The sequence below is a fragment of the Aquiflexum gelatinilyticum genome, from assembly GCF_024813435.1.
Classification (GTDB): Bacteria; Bacteroidota; Bacteroidia; order Cytophagales; family Cyclobacteriaceae; genus Cognataquiflexum; species Cognataquiflexum gelatinilyticum.
Map to the genome: position 1 here is coordinate 468,002 of NZ_JANAEZ010000001.1, position 19,905 is coordinate 487,906.

General features: G+C 39.1%; 17 protein-coding genes. 8 read left to right on the forward strand and 9 right to left on the reverse strand.

The window, feature by feature from the left end; genetic code table 11:
• Positions 1-126: 126 nt before the first annotated feature.
• The 4 genes from NK987_RS01960 to NK987_RS01975 form a co-directional block, all read right to left on the reverse strand.
• Positions 127-591 (reverse strand): ArsR family transcriptional regulator, encoded by a 465-nt coding sequence (locus NK987_RS01960; RefSeq protein ID WP_338021183.1) that lies wholly within the window; start codon positions 589-591, stop codon positions 127-129.
• A 207-nt stretch (positions 592-798) separates the two neighbouring features.
• Positions 799-1,155, reverse strand: a complete 357-nt coding sequence (locus NK987_RS01965; RefSeq protein WP_258423314.1) for a hypothetical protein — start codon at positions 1,153-1,155, stop codon at positions 799-801.
• A 3-nt stretch (positions 1,156-1,158) separates the two neighbouring features.
• Complete coding sequence (locus tag NK987_RS01970; RefSeq protein ID WP_259262502.1) at positions 1,159-3,582, reverse strand: penicillin acylase family protein; 2,424 nt, start codon at positions 3,580-3,582, stop codon at positions 1,159-1,161.
• A gap of 127 nt (positions 3,583-3,709) precedes the next feature.
• The gene (locus tag NK987_RS01975; protein ID WP_258423312.1) at positions 3,710-4,285 is read right to left on the reverse strand and encodes a DUF2911 domain-containing protein; all 576 of its coding nucleotides are present in this window, start codon (positions 4,283-4,285) and stop codon (positions 3,710-3,712) included.
• A 222-nt stretch (positions 4,286-4,507) separates the two neighbouring features.
• Between NK987_RS01975 and NK987_RS01980 the strand changes: the two genes are divergently transcribed.
• Both NK987_RS01980 and NK987_RS01985 read left to right on the forward strand, forming a co-directional pair.
• Positions 4,508-5,854 carry a M24 family metallopeptidase gene (locus NK987_RS01980; protein WP_259262503.1) on the forward strand — a complete coding sequence of 449 codons (1,347 nt, stop codon included), beginning with the start codon at positions 4,508-4,510 and terminating at the stop codon, positions 5,852-5,854.
• A 117-nt stretch (positions 5,855-5,971) separates the two neighbouring features.
• Complete coding sequence (locus tag NK987_RS01985; protein WP_259262504.1) at positions 5,972-7,048, forward strand: endonuclease/exonuclease/phosphatase family protein; 1,077 nt, start codon at positions 5,972-5,974, stop codon at positions 7,046-7,048.
• 7 nt (positions 7,049-7,055) lie between these two features.
• Here the strand turns inward: NK987_RS01985 and NK987_RS01990 are convergent, their stop codons facing one another.
• Positions 7,056-9,302: an efflux RND transporter permease subunit gene (locus tag NK987_RS01990; RefSeq protein ID WP_259262505.1), complete on the reverse strand. Its 2,247-nt coding sequence runs from the start codon at positions 9,300-9,302 to the stop codon at positions 7,056-7,058.
• A gap of 221 nt (positions 9,303-9,523) precedes the next feature.
• On the opposite strand from NK987_RS01990, the gene NK987_RS01995 reads away from it, so the two are divergent.
• Positions 9,524-10,318: a thymidylate synthase gene (locus tag NK987_RS01995; protein WP_259262506.1), complete on the forward strand. Its 795-nt coding sequence runs from the start codon at positions 9,524-9,526 to the stop codon at positions 10,316-10,318.
• Positions 10,319-10,336: 18 nt separating this feature from the next.
• Here the strand turns inward: NK987_RS01995 and NK987_RS02000 are convergent, their stop codons facing one another.
• Positions 10,337-11,167 (reverse strand): aminotransferase class IV, encoded by an 831-nt coding sequence (locus NK987_RS02000; RefSeq protein ID WP_259262507.1) that lies wholly within the window; start codon positions 11,165-11,167, stop codon positions 10,337-10,339.
• A 155-nt stretch (positions 11,168-11,322) separates the two neighbouring features.
• Here NK987_RS02000 and sdaAB point away from each other — a divergent pair, with 155 nt between their 5' ends.
• The 3 genes from sdaAB to NK987_RS02015 are packed head-to-tail and all read left to right on the forward strand — an operon-like array spanning position 11,323 to position 14,678.
• A complete protein-coding gene (sdaAB, locus tag NK987_RS02005; RefSeq protein ID WP_259262508.1) occupies positions 11,323-11,997 on the forward strand; it encodes an L-serine ammonia-lyase, iron-sulfur-dependent subunit beta in 675 nt (224 codons plus the stop codon).
• Positions 11,998-12,003: 6 nt separating this feature from the next.
• Positions 12,004-13,350 carry a TolC family protein gene (locus NK987_RS02010; RefSeq protein WP_258423506.1) on the forward strand — a complete coding sequence of 449 codons (1,347 nt, stop codon included), beginning with the start codon at positions 12,004-12,006 and terminating at the stop codon, positions 13,348-13,350.
• A gap of 17 nt (positions 13,351-13,367) precedes the next feature.
• Positions 13,368-14,678: an efflux RND transporter periplasmic adaptor subunit gene (locus tag NK987_RS02015; protein WP_259262509.1), complete on the forward strand. Its 1,311-nt coding sequence runs from the start codon at positions 13,368-13,370 to the stop codon at positions 14,676-14,678.
• 60 nt (positions 14,679-14,738) lie between these two features.
• On the opposite strand, the gene NK987_RS02020 is transcribed toward NK987_RS02015, so the two are convergent.
• The 3 genes from NK987_RS02020 to accC are packed head-to-tail and all read right to left on the reverse strand — an operon-like array spanning position 14,739 to position 18,111.
• Entirely contained in the window at positions 14,739-15,314 is a 576-nt protein-coding gene (locus NK987_RS02020) for a Maf-like protein (protein WP_259262510.1), read from the reverse strand.
• Positions 15,311-16,612: a DUF1015 domain-containing protein gene (locus NK987_RS02025; RefSeq protein ID WP_259262511.1), complete on the reverse strand. Its 1,302-nt coding sequence runs from the start codon at positions 16,610-16,612 to the stop codon at positions 15,311-15,313. The genes NK987_RS02020 and NK987_RS02025 overlap by 4 nt, the downstream gene beginning before the upstream one ends.
• Positions 16,612-18,111: an acetyl-CoA carboxylase biotin carboxylase subunit gene (gene accC / locus NK987_RS02030; protein WP_259262512.1), complete on the reverse strand. Its 1,500-nt coding sequence runs from the start codon at positions 18,109-18,111 to the stop codon at positions 16,612-16,614. Before accC ends, NK987_RS02025 begins: the two co-directional genes overlap by 1 nt.
• A 181-nt stretch (positions 18,112-18,292) precedes the next feature.
• Between accC and NK987_RS02035 the strand changes: the two genes are divergently transcribed.
• Together NK987_RS02035 and NK987_RS02040 are read left to right on the forward strand one after the other, a co-directional pair.
• Complete coding sequence (locus NK987_RS02035; RefSeq protein ID WP_258423301.1) at positions 18,293-19,543, forward strand: aminotransferase class I/II-fold pyridoxal phosphate-dependent enzyme; 1,251 nt, start codon at positions 18,293-18,295, stop codon at positions 19,541-19,543.
• Between the two features lie 101 nt (positions 19,544-19,644).
• Entirely contained in the window at positions 19,645-19,821 is a 177-nt protein-coding gene (locus NK987_RS02040) for a histone H1 (protein WP_241124126.1), read from the forward strand.
• Positions 19,822-19,905 lie beyond the last annotated feature (84 nt).

The following is a 19,905-nucleotide window of genomic DNA, read 5'->3' on the forward strand; positions in this document are numbered from 1 at the left end:
CTTAAATTATTCAGAAAATAAATCATTTAACTTCTTCTAGTTGACACAGCTTCGCCCTTTCAGTCACATTTTATGCACTTCCAATTAAAAACATCTCTTCAATAAATCACGCGAAGAATTTAACCCCTACTTCTTAAACAAAACTAATGTGTCTTTCGAAGTAAATTTTTTGTTGATATCAAAATGGACTTTCCGATCTATCAATTCTTCAATCCTATTGCTTAAATGACCAAGATAATCTTTATTCAAAGATTCTCCATTAATCACTACTTGTATTGTTCCTGAATCAATTCCTTGAGCATAATCTCCCACTAATACAACTTCATTGACTTCCCCCATCCTTTCCAAAACAGCCTCTAATAATTTGTCAAATCCTAAGTATTTTCTAATTATTTCCTGAAGATTAGAAAACATTGGGTGATGTGTATTTGCTTGGTACTCAATCCTATTCTTATCTGCCACTTTTACCAGAAAACCAGCCTCCGAAAGATGGTTTAGCTCTTTTCTGATTGAATTGGTGGATTCTCCAAACTCGTCAGCAAGACCACGCAAATGTCCCTGATTTTCGGCATTGCTGAAAAACTTAACCAAAAGTTTTAGGCGGGTCTTGGACGTAATTAAATAATCAAGCATAAAAGTGATATGCACAAAACGAGCAACAAAAGTACTCGCTCCGACACTAAAAGCAAAATATTTTAAGTTTTTTTGACCCGGTTTTTACAACTCGCAAATAACAGGATTTTAAATACAAATAATACTGAAATAAAGTGATAGAATATTCTCTGATTCAATAGGATTTCAATATTTTCTATCTAACAACTTTTTTACCATAGTCCCTACCAGTCCGCCGAATCCACCAATTAAAAAGCCTAAAATTCCGGTCCCTAAAAAGAGTAAGTTATCGTTGTCTAAGCCCATTAATTCAGCCATCCTTTTTGGTAGCACTGAATTTGTCCTGATTGATATGTATACTGTTAGCGCCAACCAAGTCAAACCAAATGAAAGACCTGCGGAAATAAATGTCGGCATTTTACCTGCTTCTATAAAAAAGGAAACAACCGCAACACCTATCATCAAAACCCAATACGGCATGTATGGCCCAGCTACCAAGACTAAAATGCTAACAAAAACAAATAAAAGAAGAGATTTTCTCATATATCAATTTTTAAATAGGGTGCAAAAAAGAGGATTTGAAAAATTCTCTTCAGATTTAATAGAAACATCAACATATTCTCCGTTAGCCCATTTTTTGATCAGATTGTCATAATATTTACTCCCGGGATTTCCAGATTGGCCACCGGGATATATCCCAAATGCACTTCCTCCCTTTCCCATTTCTACTATCATCCTCCAACTTGCTCCATGCCTTTCACTTGTAGCATTCAAAATCCCGGCTCCTCCACCTGTATAGACATTGGTATGACTGAATGATCTGAAATTGGGAACAAGGTGCAAAATCGAAGTCTTCTTATAATTTGCCCATGTGTAATCTTTTTCAGCTTTTTCTATCTCTTTTATTTTTTCTACCATTTCATAAAAAGAGGATCTCAGCAATGATCTTGCAGTTTCTCTTTCAGGCGTTTCGGGATTATTAAAAATCTCATTTTCTGGCTCATTCAACAGTAATTTTGTTGTTTGATATTTGTTGGGCAATACAATTGGAATACCATCTGTTTTCAATTTGGACCATATTCCCTGATAGAGATTTTCCCACCAAACCTGAAACAATGTAGGTTCCTCTTGATTGGGGAAAGCGTTGAAATTCCATTTTTTTAACTGGTTAAGATATTTTGTTCCAAATTCGTCCATCTGAGTTAAATCAGTGGAATCCAACAAACCAAGCATAACCGGAAGGGCTTCGCTCGCATGAAGATGAAAATTATCAAATTGGAGGGCCATCATATCTTTTGAAGTAATTTGATTCATTTCCTTCAAACGATCATTCAACCGCCTATTTCGATAATGCTCAAAACTATGGTCAAAAGTATAATAAGGGTAAGAGGGATCTACCGGATGCTGATTGGCAGAAGATACAAATCCACGAACCGGATTCAGCGTAGATGGGTTGTGCTCATTAGGTATAAAACCCTGCCATTCAAAATCAGGATTTTTACCATCCATCAAAAACTTCCCCTGTCCTTCCCATTTCAATGGAAACCGTCCCTGAACTTTCATTGCGATGTCACCGTCTTTTGATGCAAAAACAAAGTTTTGGGCAGGTGAGGTATAATGGTTTAGAGCCTCTATGTAGTCACCATGGTTTTTTCCTTTATTGAGCAAAAGGAAGGTTTTTTGCTCGTTTGACTCAAGATGTGCAGTCCATTTGAGTGAAAAATTAACATCCTTCCTATCAGATCTAAAATTCTTATCATAGACCACCGGACCATGATGGGTATATACCACAGTATCCAAAAACGAACTTTGCCCTTTGACTTTTATTTCCTCTACACGAAATGTACTTTTTACCCAAACTTCATCATATAAGTACTCTTCTCTTCTTTCATCTTTGAATTGGATGGCATACCAATCTCTCGTATCCCTAGTGGCATTGGTAACTCCCCAAGCAATGTTCTCATTAAATCCTGAAATAATCCCCAAAGCCCCTGGAAGGGTGGCACCTTTTACACTCTGTGCAGGTGTTGAAAGCTGCATCACGTACCAAAGCGATGGCAAGTTCAAACTTAGATGCGGATCATTTGCCAAAATAGGATTTCCACTTTTTGTTTTTGAACCGGAAACCGCCCAATTGTTGGAGCCTATTCCCTCAACAGGTTGGGGCAATGTATTGACAAAAACATCTTCATCAGGATACCTTTTGTCCACAGGTTTTTTAATTTCCAATGGTACAAAATCCCAAATCCTCTCCGCCTCTATGACCGGATCATTTTCTTCTGGAAAATCAGGATAAAGCTTATCCAGCATTTCCTGTCCAATTTGATTTCTTAAATTGGTATATTCCAAATCCCTATCCCCTACCAACATGTCTGCCATGTATTTTAAAAGCAGCAGAGATTTGTAGGCGCTCCACATTTCAGGTTTGTAATCAAGAATTTTATATTCAATGGGTAACTCTCCTGCACTCAGACTTTCTATGTACTGATTTACCCCATCTGCATATGCCTCTAATAATTCATAAGTATCAGGATGTTCTTTTTGAATAAATTGAAGTGAATTTTCTGCGGCAAATGCAAGTCCTTTTCTTCGGGTCATTCGATCCAATTCAATGGCTATTGGCCCTACTATCTCCGAAATCCTTCCTGCTGCTGCCATGGTTTGGAACTCCATCTCCCACAGTCTGTGCTTGGCCGTAATGAAACCTTGAACCCTATACAAATCTTTGTCATTTTCTGCAAAAACATGAGGAATTAGATTTTCATCGTAAATTACCTTAACAGGTTTGCTAAGGTTATTTAGATCTAGCTCATCCTCAAAATCCATATCCTCACTATAAGAATTTTGCCAAAATCCATGGTTAGGGTCAAGCAGTTTTCCGATAGGAGGAATAGTCCCAAATTGCATGGAAAGGGAAATCCCCAACCCCATTGTGATTAAGAAAACAAGGATGAAGCCTAGATATCTCATATAGAAATCTTTATGTAGGAAATTCTGAAATAAATCATTTGATGAATTTTGATAAAAAAAATGAATTCAAAAAAACAAAAAAAGACCCTGCCAAAAAATTTTGTCAGGGTCTTTTTCAAAATCTATATTATTGGATGGCAATAGGCAGTTTTAGCTTTTCCCATTTTACTACTATACCGGGAGTCTCAATGGCTATTGATAACTGCTCTTGGCTTTCTTCAACCCATTCAGGAGTAGATTCCACACGAAGCACATCATTTTCTTCCTTGTATTGAAAATGCCCATGCTCAAGGTTCCATTCGGAATTGAAAATTACTGTCCAAGCACCGGAAGCTTTTGGAATGGTAAACAAAGAATACCTTCCTGCTTTCAATGGTTGTCCTTCTACTGTCACATCAGTACTGAAATCCACATAAGTAGCCTCATTAGCCCCTGTTCTCCAAACTTCATTATATGGCACCAAATCTCCCCAAACAACCCTTCCCTTGATAGAAGGTGCGCCATATTGAATCATTAATTTAGAGGCTCCAACATTGCCTTCGAGGGTTCTTAAAGGACTTGGTCTTTCTTCAGAAGCCGGTTTTTCTTCAGTTGCGACTTCTTCAGTTGCGGTAGTCTCTGTGCTTTTTTCAGCTCCACAACCTGCAAAAAACAAGGTTGTAGCCGTAAAAACAGCAAGGGTGAACAAGTTTGATTTTTTCATAAAGTTGTAGTTTTACGCTTCGAAGATAATTATTTTTTTTTCAACAAACCCAAATCTAAATCCATATCCTACTTTTCATAGTGCTTAATGAAAGAGTAATTTGGCAACAGTTGATTAAAAAAGAACCTCATATCTTCAAAAAAATATCTAAGTATAAAAAAAGGCTTTTTATTTTCTCTACCTGTGATTAATTTCCTGAATTATTCCAAACCCCAAACTTCCATGACAACAAGAAAATACAGATATTACACTCTCAGCACTTTTTTATCAATTCTTATTCTGCTTTCGTTTTCTTGCAACCAAGAAATAAATGACAAAGCAACCATTGAAAATCCTTTTTCAGGACCGAGCCCATGGCCAGAAATCCGGAAAGAAAGAATTCAGAAATTGTTACCTGAGGCTATGAAAACTGCAGGCACAGACGCATGGATAATTCTCTGCAGGGAAAATAACAATGACCCTATTGCCCACCATATCGGTGGAGAAAATGCTGGAGGACAGGCTTTATTTTTGTTTTATCTTGAAGGGGAAAACGTAAAATCAGTTGTGTTTTGCCCAATAGGTGAAGCTACAGCATTGGCGGATTTGAAGATCCATGATGAAGTGATCCCTGTCCAAAGGGGCAATTCATCCATTTCTGATGCATCAGAATATATAAAGGCAAAACAATTTAAAAAAATCGCCATCAACAGTTCTTTTGAAAATGAGTTGGCTGACGGATTGAGCTTCAGCCAAAGAAAAACTTTAGAAGAATCTTTGGGTCCCGAAACCGGAAAGTTGGTGTCCGCAGATGACCTGATATATGAATGGCTTTCTGTTAAGCTTCCTGCAGAAGTGGAAATTATGACCCAAGCAGCAATCTTGACTTCAAAGTGGCAATATGAAGCTTATGCAAGTGTCATTCCGGGTAAAAGTACCGATGCCGATATTGCCAAATTTCTGAAGAAAAAAATGGAAGAATATGGCGTCAAAGACGGGTGGTCACCTGACCAAAATCCAAATGTCAATTCAGGACCAGACCGTGGTCACTCCCACTCTATTGACAAAGTGATCATGCCAGGAGATGTGATCCAAACTGATTTTGGCATTCGGGTGTATGATATGTGGGTTTCGGACATCCAAAGGTTCGCCTATGTACTGAGGGAAGGGGAAACAAAGGCCCCGGATTCTGTACAGTTTTATTTTGAATCTTCTATTGGCGGAAATAGAATTGCACTTGAAGCCATGAGACCAGGTGTCTTGGGATATCAAGTCGATAAAGCACAGAGAGACTGGATGGCAGAACGCGGTTCAGAACCGGTCATGTGGAGCACCGGTCATTCGGTTGGGTATGTCGCCCACGATATTGGACCAAATCTCGGAGGTGGACTTCTTCCTGATCCCACAGTGAGACCCGCTGCGATGAAGCCATTGAAAGAGGGTATGTTATTCGCTTTTGATGGCTTTCACGCTTGGAAACTTCCTGAAACAGGAACCAAAACCATGTCAGTAGAAGAAACTGCAGTGGTAACCAAGGATGGGGCGAGGTATTTAATGGAGCCGCAAAGTGAGCTTATTCTTATCAAATAATTTAAAGGGGGAAATCAAAAAAAGGATTGGTGTTCAGTTCCTTAATTTGATTCCCCCCTATATTCATTTGCAACAGGATTGAATTACCGTTATTTTCGCCAAAAATAGCTTTAGCCAATGATAAGATTTCTTACTTCCTTCTTTTTTTTGGTTTCCTTGGCTTTGTTTTTTAGTGTTTATATTTCCCCTGAATATTTTCCTTATGTTGGACTTGCTACCCTAACCATCCCACTACTCCTTGTCATCAACGGATTTCTTTTTATTGCTTTGGTTTTGGCTAAAAGGAAATTGGCACTTCTTCCTTTGATTGCTCTGGTGATTGGTTGGAAGTTTGTCGGAGTCACTTTTCAATTAAGAACTCAGCCCGAAGTGGAAAATGGGCTATCGGTATTGAGTTACAATGTCCACATGTTCAGCTACAATAAAAATGGGGACCTTAAGAACAGCACTTCCAAAAATTTGATCCAATGGCTCAAAGAAAATCCAGCCGATATCAAGTGCTTTCAGGAGTTTTACCAAGACCCCACTACGCCGTCCAGGAATTCCATTAAGCAACTTGGAAAAGAAACCGGCTACCACCATTTTTATCAAGTCATTCAGGGCAATCCAAAGTCAAGTACATTTGGCATGGCGATATTTAGCAAATACCCAATCATCAATGAAGGGATTGTTTTGGATTCCCGAAGTACGAATGGAATAATTTTCGCAGATATCAAAGTCGAAAAAGATACGATCAGAATCTATAATGCACATCTTGAATCCATGAATATCCCTTCTGCGGAGCTCTCAGATTTTGATGGAATCAAAGAAAATTACAGACAAACGCTCAGAAAACTTAAACGGGGACAGGTGGCAAGGGCTTCACAATTGGAAATTCTTATGGAACACATGGAAAACAGTCCCTATGCCAATATCTTGGTCGGGGATTTCAATGATGTTCCTTATAGCTATACCTATTTCACACTCCGAAACATCATGAACAACGGCTTTGAGAAAGCAGGAAAAGGATTTGGATTTACTTACAATAAGGTTCTTTTCTTTTTGAGGATTGATAATGTCTTTTTTGACAAAGCATTGAAAATTTTAGATTTCAAAACTCACTCTGAGGTCGATTATTCGGATCATTATCCTGTTTCTGCAGTTTTTTCCTTAAACAAACCCATCAAGAAGACCAAAGCGGAGTTTGAAGAATAATGTTCGGTTAAGGTTCTTTTTTTAGTAAAATCAATAAAACAGGAAGCAGGATCAAATCAGCAATCAAAGCAAAAAACAAAGCCATTCCGATCAATAAACCTGAATAAAAAGTCACCCCAAACTGGCTTAAAGTCAATATAGAGAAGCCCGAAACCAAAATCAGGGTAGTAAGTATGATTGCTTTTCCGGTTTCCAAATATGTCCTTTTGATGGCATATAGCCATGATTTCCCTTTGCTAAGTTCCATTTTAAGCTTTGCCATAAAATGAATGGTATCATCTACCGCAATGCCAAATGCCACTGTAAAAATGATTGCCGTGGTTAGTTTTAATTGAATCCCAAATACAAACATTAACCCACATACCCAAAGCAGAGGAATAACATTTGGAATCAGTGAAATCACTGCTATTTTCCATGACCTAAACAAAAATCCTACAATCAAAGCCACGATTAAAAATGCAAACCCAAGTCCTTTTGCCATTTGGGCAGTCACACTTTCATGACTGATATCGATCAGATGGGATGTTCCGGTAATCCGGACCAAAAGTAAATCAGGATTGATTTCTTCTTCTAAAAACTTTGAAAGTTTGGCTTTCATAGCTGAAGATTCAAGACTCCCCATATCTTCTGTCCTGCCGGAAAGTCTCCCGGATTTGAAATCTGAAGTCAAAACCCTGACAGGCGATTCTTCAACGGCCTTCCCCAAATAGGGTTCAATCCGACGAACCTGCCCAATAGTTGGCGTAGCAAACGCCTTTTCACTTCCACTGTTCAATGCCTTATTCAGACTTTTGGCCAAAGTCAAAGGTGAAACAACTGCTGATGCGCCAAATGCTTCCTTTATAAAACTCTCTAACTTTTCCTGCTCTTTCAAAACTTCATATTGCATCAAATCCTTTGCCTTTGGCCCTGCTGACAAGGAAAATTCCAAAGGCTTAGATCCGCCAAATTCCTGATCAAAAAAACGGAACTCATTTATAAGAGAATTATTTTCCGGTAAATCATCCAAAATATATCCATTGACTTGCAGCTTGGACAGGCCATAAGCAGAAATCAAAGTGATCAGAACAAAAACCCAAACGATAGATTTGGTGTGGGCTAAGGTCCATAAAAAAGCGAGCCTCATTCCCTTTCGCCACATCACAGAAAATGAATCATTTTCCGAAACTTTGAATGGAGTCAATAGGTACAACATTCCCGGCGCTATCATTACAACTGCCAAAAACATCAACATTACCCCAAGACCTGTAAATAATCCAAAAAACTTTAAGCTGTGGATATTGGTAAAAAAGAGCGAAACAAAGCCCAAAGAAGTAGTAATACATGTCAAAAATACAGCGGTTACTAATTCTGAAAATGAGATCCTGATAGCCTCATCTTTGGGATGTCCATTTCTGATCTGTGTTAGGTAATGGTTGAAAAAGTGGATCAATGCGGCCAATCCAACTACAGAAAGTATCGTAGGCTGCATCACCGACATCACATCCAAGGGTTTATTAAAATATAGGGACAAGGATATCGTCCACAAAATCCCGAGGGCTAGGACAGTCAGCGGCACCAAAACACCCCACCAAGTCCTGAATATGATTATGAGTAAGCATACAATTAAAATAAGCGAAATTCCCAAAAAGAAAGTAAATTCCTCCTGAAGCAAATTCACAAATTCTCCTTGGGCACGTATTTTCCCTGCCAAGTGATATTCATTGATCCCTGAGTTGGCGACAAGATTTTTTATCTCTTGATACAACTCATCACCGTCCTCTTTACTGATCCTTTGCTTATTTTTCAATAGGATCAAAAGATAATTTCCATCCTTACTGATCAGCCCTTTCTGATATTGCAGCGAACCTAATATTGTCTTCCTTGAATTTTGGAGACGCTCGGCGTTTTCCCAATCCAAAACTTTCCGATACCTAATTCCAAAGGGATTTACAATTGGTTCCTCCAAGTCAAGCAGGGAGATTGTCCTTTCCACTTTTTCTAATTTTTTGAGACTTTTGTTCAAAGAATTTGCCGCAGACAAAAAAACCGAATCAAAGACTTCGGTATTGCCGCCAAGTGCTATGAGAAGGTAATCATTGTCATTTTCAAACTTGCCTCTAAAATCCTGATAGAAGAGAAGCTCCTCATCTTCCTGGGGAAAAAAACTTTCGAAATCATAATCAAAAACAACGCTTGGCCTAAAAATCAAAATTACCAAAGTCATCAGCAATGCCATTCCCAAGGACCAAAACGAATTCTTTTTAGTAAACATATTTGAAATGAAATATACAGGTAAGGCTTGGTTTTGTTTACAAATCACAGGAAAGTAAAGTTTCCCACAAAACTATTTTGTCAAAAAATAGAACACATACTGATTATAAAGTAAAAATTAGAGAACCAAAAAATTTCTCTTTCAGCAATAAAAGCAAAATCCTGCTTTCCTATTTTTACTTATCTTCCTATCTTGCTCCCTAGAAATTCTCCTCCCTGACTATGAAGCAATACCATGATTTGATGCGGCACATTTTGGATAACGGTGTCAAAAAAACAGACCGAACAGGCACAGGAACAATAAGTGTTTTTGGCTATCAAATGCGCTTTAATCTTGCGGATGGATTCCCTGTAGTCACTACCAAAAAACTTCACCTCCGATCCATTATCATCGAGTTGCTGTGGTTTCTAAATGGTGACAGCAATATCAAATACCTAAACGATAACAAAGTAAGTATTTGGGATGAATGGGCAGATGAAAACGGGGATCTTGGTCCTGTTTACGGCTATCAGTGGAGACATTGGCCGGATGGCAAAGGTGGAGAAATAGATCAGATCAAGAATTTGATACATCAAATAAAAACCAAACCTGATAGCAGAAGGCATATTGTAAGCGCTTGGAATGTGGCAGATGTTGACCACATGGCACTTCCTCCCTGCCATACATTATTCCAATTCTATGTAGCAGATGGCAAACTATCATGCCAACTCTACCAAAGAAGTGCGGATGTGTTTTTGGGAGTTCCATTTAATATTTCCTCATATGCCCTATTTACTTTGATGGTTGCACAGGTATGCGACCTTGAGCCGGGTGAATTTGTCCACACTTTTGGGGATGCACACCTTTACAGCAATCACATCGAACAAGCAAATCTCCAACTCAGCAGGGATTTGAGACCCCTACCCACAATGAAAATCAATCCGAGTGTGAAAGATATTTTCGCTTTTAAATATGAAGATTTTGAACTGCTGAATTACGATCCGCATCCACATATCAAGGCAGCTGTAGCGATCTGATTGTTTTATTGGATTGTATTAGTCCTCAAAAATCGAGGCTAAATACTCATTCCTTTGGCTATCAAAGACTTTATCATCGATGGACTTTATATAGCTTATTCCTGTCACATTACTTGTAAAAACCTGATCTGCCAGGAATAACTCTTCCTTTCTGAATAATCCTTCCAAAATAGGAATATTGTTTTCTCTTAGATAAGAAATAATCATCCTTCTTCCGACGCCTGCTATACAACCTGCATCCAAAGATGGCGTGAAGTATTGTCCGTTTTTAATCCAAAAAATATTGGAAGATCCACCTTCACAAACAAATCCCTCTGAATTTTTCAAAATCACCTCATCTAATCCTTTGGATTTTCTTTCCAGATTGGCCATAACATAATGGATTGCACTTAAGGTTTTGCAATGGCTCCAAGGAGTCTTTTGGATAAATACATATTGACTTAAATAGGCTTTTTCTTTCTGTATTGGGGTGGGAAATAGAGACTGAACCTGAAGACTCTCAATGACATGGTTTTCCTCCGGTGTATACTTTCCCAATCCCGACCTGTAAACATTCCATCTTACCCTCAAGCTTTTTTTGTTACCCCAAATTTCATGAAGGAGATTTTCTATTTCATTGAGCCTTGAGAGTCCATCATTTTCGATGAAAAGGATCTTTAAACCTTCATTTAACCTTTCGAGGTGTTCATTTCCAAACCTGATTTTCCCATTAGAGTAAACCATTGTTTCAAAAAGTCCATCACCAAACAAAAAGCCTCTATTATGAAATTCTTCAGCGCCATCAGCCCAAATCCCGTCATTGTGTTTATAAAGAAAAATTGTATCAAATCCGACCATACCACTGTTCATTATTGAACAAAACAGATATTTGTAATTATTAAGACGCGTTAAAAATAATTAAATAATCATGATTTAATCCTTAATAATGGCAAACTTCCTGAAAATGTCTTTTTCAAATTAAAATCCTTCTTACTTTAGCATGCTAATTGAAACTAGACTTTTCCATGGGAACAAAAAGTGGTATTTTTGATATGATCGGTCCGGTTATGATTGGTCCTTCCTCTTCCCATACCGCGGGGGTTGTCAGGATAGCCCGATCCTCTATAAGGGTTTTGGGTGGAATTCCTGATGCTGCTATCATCACTTTTTACAATTCATTTGCCCGCACCTATGAAGGACATGGAAGCGATAAAGCAATCATAGGAGGTCTTCTTGATTTCAAAACTGACGATGCCAAGATCAAACAATCATTTGAACTTGCAAAAGAAAAAGGACTTCAATTTAACTTCAAATCAATCGGAAATGCCTCTGTTTACCACCCCAACACTATCAAATTGAACCTAACCAAAGGGGAAAGAAAAGTGGAAGTTATCGGTGAAAGTCTAGGTGGTGGTGTAATAAACATTGCTGAAATAGATGGATTTAATGCAAACTTCTCCGCCCAATCCCATACGCTCATCATCAAAGCCGAGGATGTTTCCGGAGCCATTGCATTTATTTCCTCGGTAATAGCACAAGAAAAAACAAACATTGCTACGATGTCTGTTTCCCGAAAGGGGAAGAATGACATTGCCTGCCATGTAATAGAAATGGACAGCGGAATCAGGCCTACTACTATTGCATACCTCAAAAGCTTGACTTGGATCAAAGAATTAATTTACATACCTGACATAGATTAACCCATGATGAAAAAATATTACTTAATGGCAGTTGCTTTTTTGCTGCTTTCAATTTCTACTTTACAAGCCCAAGATGTTGATTTCAGCAGGTTGGATTTGGAAACCTGTATCGAAATCGCCTTGGAAAATAACCTGACACTCCAGCGGAGTCAGGCAAACTTAGGTATTTCAGAGGCCAATCTTATCGGTAACCGTGGCCAAAGGATTCCGACTTGGTCTACGGGCGCAAGCTCGGGATACAGATGGGGTCGTTCAATTAACCCGGTGACCAACTTGTTTGAAAACAACCGTATCGGAAACATCAACCTTTTTACGAATTCAAATCTTACTTTGTTTGCGGGTCAGCAGATTACCAATTCGATTCAGCAAAGTAAGATCGATATCGAAGCAGCCCAGTTTAATGTAAAGGCTACAGAAAACACCATAACATTGAATGTGATTAATTTCTTTATCAATGTGGTATTCAACTCAGAGCAGTTAAAAATTGCTGAAAATCAATTGGAAAGCACGCGTCAGCAATTAGCAAACACTACCAAATTGGTAGACGCAGGTTCTCTTCCCTTGGCAAATAAACTTGATATTCAAGCGCAGAATGCAACCAATGAACTTGAGGTAATCAATGCAACCAACAACCTCAGAATTTCAAAGCTCAACCTTTCTCAAGCATTGCAGATTCCATTCAATGATAATTTCGACATTGTAATTCCTGAATTGGAAGCTGATGACTATTCTATGATTGATAAAGAAGTCAATGAAGTTTTTGAAACTGCACTTGCTTTGATGCCGGAAATAAAATCTGCTGAATTAGGAGTAGAAAGTGCTGAGTTAGGAGTTAAAATTGCGCAGGGAGGTTATTTTCCAACAATCGGAGTCGGAGGAAGTGGATTTTCTAACTATGTAGACCAGGCTAATTTTCTGGGAGTAAGAGATGATTTTAGAACCCAAATCGGAAATAACTTTTCCTACTCGGGAAATTTTCAGCTGAACATTCCAATCTTGTCCAATATGAGAAATAGGGCTAATGTACAGAGGGCAAGACTTCAAAAAAGATTAAGCGAAATCCAGGAAGTTGAGACTGTAAACCAACTCAGACAAGACATAGAAAGTGCCTATACTAGTGCTTATGCTGCAAGACAATCCTACCAAGCATCTTTGGTCAGGGTGGCTTCATTGCAAGAAGCTTTCAGGATATCCCAACAAAGGTTTGATGCAGGAGCAATCAACTTTGCAGATTTCCAATTGGCACAAAACAATTTCTTCAATGCACAGGCAGACCTAGTCACAGCAAAATATACTTACATATTCAGGGTAAAAGTCCTTGATTTTTACCTAGGTAACCCACTCAAACTTTAATAAAATACCAAATCAAAATGGCAAAGAAAAAGTCAAATAAGCTTATTTATATCCTATTAGGAGTGTTGGCCGTCGTCATCATATTCGCCATCATCGGTAGATCCGCTGGATGGATCGGTGGTGAAAAGGAAACCAACGTAGAAACATCTACAGCCAAGAAAGTTTCGATTATCGAAAAAGTGAGCGCCTCAGGGGTGATCGAACCGGAAACAGAAGTCAAACTCAGCCCTGATGTGGCAGGTGAAATCATTGAACTTAACGTCCTCGAAGGCGATTCTGTAAAGATTGGTGACCTTTTGGTCAAAATCAGACCTGATAATTTTATCTCCGCACTCGACAGGTCTAAGGCAAACCTAAATCAAAATATGGCAAATCTTGCTCAATCTAAAGCAAACCTAAAAAGAGCAGAGGCACAATTTGTAAGGGCTGAGTTGGAATATAATAGGAACGAAAAACTTCATCAAGACAAAGTTATTTCTGATGCTGATTGGGAACAAATCCAATCTACTTACCTAACCGCCCGAAATGACCTCGATGCTGCCAAACAGCAAGTAGTAGCTGCAGAATTTATTGTCAAAAGTTCTCAAGCAACTGTCAATGAAGCCTCTGAAAATTTGAGGTTAACAAATGTATATTCACCTTTTAGTGGTGTTGTATCCCAGCTTTTGGTTGAAAAGGGAGAAAGGGTAGTTGGTACCCAACAAATGGCAGGAACTGAAATGCTCAGATTGGCTGATTTGAACAAAATGGAAGTGCGTGTCAATGTAAATGAAAATGACATTGTCAGAATCAGTAAAGGCGATACTACCATTATTGATGTGGATTCCTATTCTTTCTCTGGTAAAAAATTCAAAGGTGTCGTTACTTCTATCGCAAACTCAGCCAATACAAAAGCAAGTGTTGATGCTGTGACGGAGTTTGAGGTCAAAATACGAATCCTAAATGATTCTTATGCTGACTTGATCACTGAAAAAATGAAATATCCTTTCCGTCCGGGAATGACTGCAAGTGTGGACATCATTACCCAAAAGAAAGACAATGTCCTGGCAGTTCCTTTAGCTGCTGTGACTACAAGAGAAGATTCTACTGCCAAAAATCCTGAAGGAACAAAGGCAAAAGAACTAGTTTTCATCATCGAAAACAACAGAGCAAAACAGACCGAAATCAAAACCGGAATCTCTGACTTTGACAATATTGAAGTCTTGGAAGGTCTAAAAGAAGGTCAGGAAATTATATCAGGTCCATATTTTGTTGTTTCCAAGCAACTCAAAGACAATGATCCCGTCAAAAAAGTGGACAAGGCCGATATGAATCCTAATAAAAAATAATTTCATTCAATTCCAATAAATTCTAAACATCCTCAGAAATGATTCTGAGGATGTTTTTTTTTACAAATTTTTCAAAACATCATAAACCAGATGAATGGGCAATCCCATGACAGTAAAATAGGAGCCTTCAATTTTTTCAACCCCGACAAATCCTATCCATTCCTGAATTCCATATCCTCCTGCTTTGTCAAAAGGCTTGAAATTGGAAATGTAATATTCGATTTCCTGTCCTGACAATTCCTTGAAAAAAACTTTTGCGGTATCTGAAAGCGTCAATTCTTTTTCTAAAGTCAAAAAAGTAATCCCGGTAGTCACGAGATGTGTTTTTCCTGAAAGTGCGAAAAGCATTTCAAATGCTTCTTCCTCATTAGCCGGTTTTCCCAAAATCTTGCCCTCCAGAATTACCACAGTATCAGAGGTCAAAACGATTTCATTGGGACCTATTTCGTGAGCAAATGCCGCTGCTTTCTTTGCGGACAAAAAGCCCGCAACTTCGGATGGGTCAAGATTTATAGGAAAATCCTCACTCGTATCCTTTGACCTTACTTCAAAATCAAATCCCAATCCTTTCAATAACTCTTTTCTCCTTGGAGATTGGGATGCGAGAATGAGCTTTTTTGCACCTAAGTTTATCATGGCCGAAATGCTTGGTATGGAAATTTGAATTCCTGTTCATCAACAGAAGCAAACAATAAACCCGATACAGTTTTTGGATAGAAATAGGTAGACTTTTGTGGCATCATAAAACCACTTTTGCAGACTTCCAAAACCTGAGACATAGAGACTTCTTTGGTGATAACCGCAAAATCAGCAGAACCCTCTCCTACTCTACCCACACATCTTCTCAGGTTTCTTTCGTATTCCAACTTTTCCGAAAAGCGTTGTTCTTCCATTTTGATCCCCATTACTTTTTCTATGAAAAAATAATGGAGCACCATCAGGTCAACTGATTTGACCACATCAGGAATAGCCAATTCAAATTCTTCAAATTTTTCGGGTTTAAGCCTGATTTTATAAGCACTGTCTTTAAAAACAAGTCCGAAAGCCCATTGCTTGTGAAGAATCAATTCTGAAATTTCATCTGAGTCGTAAACCTTTCTTATGTTAAACCAATCTTCGGCTTTGGAGAGGATATCATTTTCATCCAATGAAATTCCGGTAAAAAGCCGGTGCGTAGGAAGAATTCTCAAGTCCTTAGAATGTGCATTGGTAAAATACATCAAATGATAATTGTATGCTTCATCTCCCCTATGTTCTGGATTTGAAGCAGTCATGTCATTTCGGTATTTTATCGCAGCCTCATACCTGTGATGCCCATCCGCGAGTATGATTGATTTGGAAGCGATTTGTTCTAAGAAAATCTTAATGGTAGGCAAGTCATGAATCACAGCCAAAACCTCCCTTACTCCTTGGTAATCTTCCAGATCATAAATCGGGTCTTGAATGGCCTCATCCATAAAGGGTTCCAATATGTGCATTGGATCTTCATACAATCCATGCGTAGGACTGGGTTGAAATTTTGTGGATTTTAACATTTCCACCCGGTCATTGACGGATTTCGGGATGGTGTTTTCATGGCGCAGCACCACACCCTCATGCCAGTCATAAGCCTTGATTTGGGCGATAAATCCCTTCCTACAAAACTCCTTTTCTTCTCCCGGTAATTTAAAATATTGGTAATAAACATAGATTCCCGGGATCTGATCTTGGGTAATCACAGCTTCATTTTTCCAGTTTTCAAGAATGGCTTTGGCAGAAAGCGCAGGATTTTCACCCAATGGAACGGATAAGTGGATGCTGTTGAAAGGATTTTCGTAAAGTGCCTGTCTCTGCTTTTGAGAAACTACATCGAATAACGGAGAGATCATATCCTCCATGCGGTCCTTGAGGCTATCGTGATAACGCCAAGCCTTTATCGGTAGAATTTCTGCCATCAGATCAACCTATTTTTCCAATTGGTTTTGTTTCCTGCCAATTGGCTTTTATGGGAATCTTTAAGGCTAGACTTATTTTTTTCAAAAATTTCTATTGCCAAGCCTGCCAATAAAATCTGTTCCTCATCATCCCATTGGATGTCTAACTTGTCCGGAGAAAAGTATTTCTCCACAAATTTGGTGTCAAAAGCTCCTGATTTGAAAGCATGATGCTCCAATACAAACCGGCAAAATCCCAAAGTAGTCTCAATGCCCGTAATCTGATAGTCATCTATCGCCCTGATCATCCTCTGAATGGCTTTTTCCCTGCTCTCGTCATGCACAATCAGTTTGGCAATCATCGGGTCATAATAAATAGGAATATCCATTCCCTGTTCAAACCCATCATCGACACGTATTCCAGGGCCTTGAGGCCTGATGTAAGTTTGAAGTTTGCCGATATCCGGGAGAAAATTATTCCTTGGATCTTCCGCATATACCCTGATTTCAAGGGAGTGTCCATTGATTTTCAAATCTTCCTGTTTGAAAGAAAGTGGTTTTCCCTCAGCCACCCAGATTTGTTCTTGTACCAAGTCTTTCCCCGTAATCATTTCTGTCACAGGATGCTCGACCTGAAGTCTCGTATTCATTTCAAGGAAATAAAAATCGAGGTTTTCGTCTACTATAAATTCTACTGTGCCCGCACCATAATAATCACATGCTTTGGCAACCATGACGGCAGCCTCCCCCATTGCTTTTCTCATCTCAGGAGAAACAACCGCTGAAGGCGCCTCTTCGATTACTTTTTGGTGTCTTCTTTGGATAGAACATTCTCGTTCAAACAAATAGACTACATTTCCGTGTTGGTCTCCCAAAACCTGGATTTCAATATGCCGCGGTGATGTGATGTATTTTTCAATAAAAACAGCCCCGTCCCCAAAGGCTGATTGCGCTTCGGAAATGGCACGGAGCATTTGTTCTTCAAATTCCGATTCTTCCTCCACGATACGCATGCCTTTTCCACCGCCACCGGCACTTGCTTTGATCAAAATAGGGTAGCCTACTTCTTTAGCCTTATGTTTGGCAGAGGGAATATCACTGATGGCATGGTCAGTACCCGGTACCATTGGGATACCATACTTTAATACAGCATTTTTTGCGGCAAGTTTGCTTCCCATAACCTCTATTGATTCAGGTGATGGCCCTACAAAGATGATCCCCGCATCAGTCACTTTCTTGGCAAAAGCCGCATTTTCAGATAAAAACCCATAACCCGGATGGATTGCATCCACACCCATTTCTTTGCTTACTTCAATGATTTTGTCTGCAAGAAGGTAAGATTGGTTGGACGGCGGAGGTCCAAGACAAACAGCTTCATCGGCAAATTTCACGTGGGGGGAATTGCGGTCAGCTTCGCTATATACCGCAACCGTTTTGATACCCATTTCTTTGGCTGTACGCATGATCCGAAGGCTTATTTCTCCCCGGTTTGCTACCAAAAGTTTTTTGATTTTATGCATAATTGGGTTTATTTCTTATAAGAAGCATGTCCTGCGAAGTAAGTAAAATAATGTGAGTTAGTAAAAGAATATTTGATTTGGAATTGGATTTTTGCAAGGCTGGACTATTTGTGTTAGTTTTGCCCGATTTAATGGAGGACACATCCATTCACAAATTTGTAAAACCTAAAAGAATTTAGCCTTGGATTTATTCGCAAAATTACAAACCAACCTTGGCCCTTTAGGCAAGCACTCAGAGCTTGCAGAAGGCTATTTCGCCTTTCCAAAATTAGAAGGAGAAATCGCACCCAGGATGAAATTTAAGGGCAAGGAAGTCTTGACCTGGAGTTTAAACAACTACTTGGGTCTCGCCAACCATCCCGAAGTGAGAAAAGCTGATGCCGATGCAGCTGCGAAGTGGGGAGCAGCTTATCCTATGGGCGCGAGGATGATGTCAGGTCAAACTGACCTTCACGAGCAGTTGGAGAGGGAACTAGCCGAGTTTGTTGGTAAAGAGAGCGCTTACCTGCTCAATTACGGATATCAGGGTATCATGTCTGTCATTGATTCTATTTTGGATAGAAAAGATGTGGTCGTATATGACAGCGAATGCCACGCCTGCATCATCGATGCCTTGAGGATGCATTTAGGAAAAAGATATGTATTTCCACACAACGATATAGAGAGCTGCGAGAAGCAACTGCAGAGAGCTACCAAGCTCGCTGAAGAAACCGGAGGCGGCGTACTTGTAATTACAGAAGGTGTATTTGGAATGACCGGTGATCAAGGCAGACTAGCCGATATCGTGGCTTTGAAAGCAAAATATGAGTTCAGGCTTTTGGTAGACGATGCGCACGGATTCGGAACATTGGGTAAAACAGGTGCGGGTGCGGGTGAAGAACAAGGTGTACAGGATCAGATAGATTTGTATTTCTCCACTTTTGCTAAGTCAATGGCTTCTATCGGAGCATTTATTGCCGGAGAAAAACATGTCATCCAATTCCTTAAATACAATATGAGGTCACAGATTTTTGCCAAATCCTTACCGATGCTTTTGGTTGAAGGTGCATTGAAAAGATTGGATTTGATCAGGACAAAACCCGAATTGAAAGAAAATCTTTGGAAAATCGTCCATGCATTGAGAAACGGTCTGAAAGAAAAAGGATTCAGTACTGGAAAATCAAACTCTCCTGTGACCCCTGTAGTCCTAAACGGAACTGTAGGTGAAGCAGCCACTTTGACAAGAGATTTGAGAGAAAACTACAACATTTTCTGCTCGGTGGTCATTTATCCGGTAATTCCAAAAGGAATGATCATCCTAAGATTGATCCCAACCGCTGTACATACCATTGCAGACGTGAATGAAACAATTGCTGCCTTCGAAGCTGTAAAAGACAAACTAACAAGCGGTTATTACAGAAATACAGAATTGGCAATGTCTTTTGGAGAATAATTAAAGGCAAAAAAGGGCTTTGTTGTGTTGTTTTATAAACAATTTAGCTATATTGACCGCACAAATAAACTTATCATCAACCTTAAAAACTGACTTTTAATATGAGCAGATTTAGCGAACTAAAAGATCTCGTCCTTGGACTTGAAGGAGATTTTGAAAAATTCTATGACAAAGGCAATCAAGCTGCAGGTACCCGTGTAAGAAAAGGTATGCAGGATCTTAAAAACTTGGCACAGGAAATCCGTACCGAGGTTCAAGAGAAGAAAAACGCAGGATGATTCAAAAAATAAAAAAAGGTGCCAAACAGCACCTTTTTTTTTGAATTGGACATTTATAAAAAAGCCTTCAAAAATTATTTTTGA

Excerpts from the sequence above, each read along its gene's own strand:
- NK987_RS01965 (WP_258423314.1), bottom strand. The coding sequence starts at position 1,155 with ATGAGAAAATCTCTTCTTTTATTTGTTTTTGTTAGCATTTTAGTCTTG.
- NK987_RS01970 (WP_259262502.1), bottom strand. The coding sequence starts at position 3,582 with ATGAGATATCTAGGCTTCATCCTTGTTTTCTTAATCACAATGGGGTTG.
- NK987_RS01975 (WP_258423312.1), bottom strand. The coding sequence starts at position 4,285 with ATGAAAAAATCAAACTTGTTCACCCTTGCTGTTTTTACGGCTACAACC.
- NK987_RS01980 (WP_259262503.1), top strand. The coding sequence starts at position 4,508 with ATGACAACAAGAAAATACAGATATTACACTCTCAGCACTTTTTTATCA.
- NK987_RS01985 (WP_259262504.1), top strand. The coding sequence starts at position 5,972 with ATGATAAGATTTCTTACTTCCTTCTTTTTTTTGGTTTCCTTGGCTTTG.
- NK987_RS01990 (WP_259262505.1), bottom strand. The coding sequence starts at position 9,302 with ATGTTTACTAAAAAGAATTCGTTTTGGTCCTTGGGAATGGCATTGCTG.
- NK987_RS01995 (WP_259262506.1), top strand. The coding sequence starts at position 9,524 with ATGAAGCAATACCATGATTTGATGCGGCACATTTTGGATAACGGTGTC.
- NK987_RS02000 (WP_259262507.1), bottom strand. The coding sequence starts at position 11,167 with ATGAACAGTGGTATGGTCGGATTTGATACAATTTTTCTTTATAAACAC.
- sdaAB (WP_259262508.1), top strand. The coding sequence starts at position 11,323 with ATGGGAACAAAAAGTGGTATTTTTGATATGATCGGTCCGGTTATGATT.
- NK987_RS02010 (WP_258423506.1), top strand. The coding sequence starts at position 12,004 with ATGAAAAAATATTACTTAATGGCAGTTGCTTTTTTGCTGCTTTCAATT.
- NK987_RS02015 (WP_259262509.1), top strand. The coding sequence starts at position 13,368 with ATGGCAAAGAAAAAGTCAAATAAGCTTATTTATATCCTATTAGGAGTG.
- NK987_RS02020 (WP_259262510.1), bottom strand. The coding sequence starts at position 15,314 with ATGATAAACTTAGGTGCAAAAAAGCTCATTCTCGCATCCCAATCTCCA.
- NK987_RS02025 (WP_259262511.1), bottom strand. The coding sequence starts at position 16,612 with ATGGCAGAAATTCTACCGATAAAGGCTTGGCGTTATCACGATAGCCTC.
- accC (WP_259262512.1), bottom strand. The coding sequence starts at position 18,111 with ATGCATAAAATCAAAAAACTTTTGGTAGCAAACCGGGGAGAAATAAGC.
- NK987_RS02040 (WP_241124126.1), top strand. The coding sequence starts at position 19,645 with ATGAGCAGATTTAGCGAACTAAAAGATCTCGTCCTTGGACTTGAAGGA.